This window comes from Leptospira alexanderi serovar Manhao 3 str. L 60, assembly GCF_000243815.2.
Taxonomy (GTDB): Bacteria; Spirochaetota; Leptospiria; order Leptospirales; family Leptospiraceae; genus Leptospira; species Leptospira alexanderi.
This window is the reverse complement of record NZ_AHMT02000014.1, coordinates 1-982: the sequence shown is the minus strand read 5'-3', so window position 1 is coordinate 982 and position 982 is coordinate 1. Positions and strand designations below refer to the sequence as shown.

The following is a 982-nucleotide window of genomic DNA, read 5'->3' as shown; positions in this document are numbered from 1 at the left end:
TCATTTCCCGCTCAAAAAAGAATAATCTACTTTCATCTGGGAAATAATCGATTTGGTATTCTCTTTATCAAGTTCTGCATATAGTTTATTACCTGCTTTTACATCAAAGTAAAAGTAAATTCTGCCTTTTGCTGCCGAAGTATAACTATTTACTTTATTATCCCAACGTTTGATTTCATTTACCAAAGTTAAATCAGCTTCCATATAATTTGGAATAATTACATACCCAATTAAGGCTATAAATAAAAACGGAAGTTTATACAAACTATTTGTTCTAACATTACCAGTATAATCTAATTTTACTTCGAAGGTTTTTGACTTCGCGTTAGGGACCTCTTCCGCATTCGGAACAAACTTTACAGCCGAAAAAAGCTTAGATTCCTCGTAAGTAGCTACAATAGAATTGATCCGTGTATTCGCTGTTTCACGAAATATTCCCCAGCTATGTTCATACTCTTTTTTAAAAGAATCACCTAACCGAATCCAAAGTTCGCTTTTAAGGGGAACAATCCCTTTCTCATCTACTTCTACGATAGTCGGTTTCGTTTGTATTTCAATGCCCGGTTTGAAAATGCGATCCGCACCTAACGAATAGCAATTCATTAAAACCAGTAAAGGCAAAATTAATACGCTTGATTGTATTCTATTTTTTCTCATTTTTTCTTTCCTATTTATTTTATTTATGATTAAACTGAAGTAACTCGTGCACGGCTCGTGTTGACAGCTTTTTGGAAAGTCCGGATATCCGGACATTCCTTGTTACCTTTCACAGAGAAGGTGCGCCGGATATTTGCACTCACTCCCGAAGATTGATTGTCACGACCGATATTGTTTCTGTTGTAGCTGACTTCCGCCCAGTTCGAATAGCCGTCTTTCCCTTTTTGACCAAGACCCATTTTCAAACCTACACTCGCTCCCCAAGCTCCGCTCTTTGCGTTGTAGTTTACACCGACACTACCACCTAACTCCGTTTTGTTGTCCG

2 protein-coding genes are annotated in these 982 nt (G+C 37.4%); both read right to left on the bottom strand.

The annotated features are described in order from the left end of the window. Entirely contained in the window at positions 1–657 is a 657-nt protein-coding gene (locus tag LEP1GSC062_RS03860) for a hypothetical protein (protein WP_020983467.1), read from the bottom strand. Positions 658–686: 29 nt separating this feature from the next. Further along, positions 687–982: hypothetical protein (locus LEP1GSC062_RS23560; protein ID WP_020983468.1), on the bottom strand; the 296-nt coding region annotated here is incomplete at its 5' end.

Excerpts from the sequence above, each read along its gene's own strand:
- LEP1GSC062_RS03860 (WP_020983467.1), bottom strand. The coding sequence starts at position 657 with ATGAGAAAAAATAGAATACAATCAAGCGTATTAATTTTGCCTTTACTG.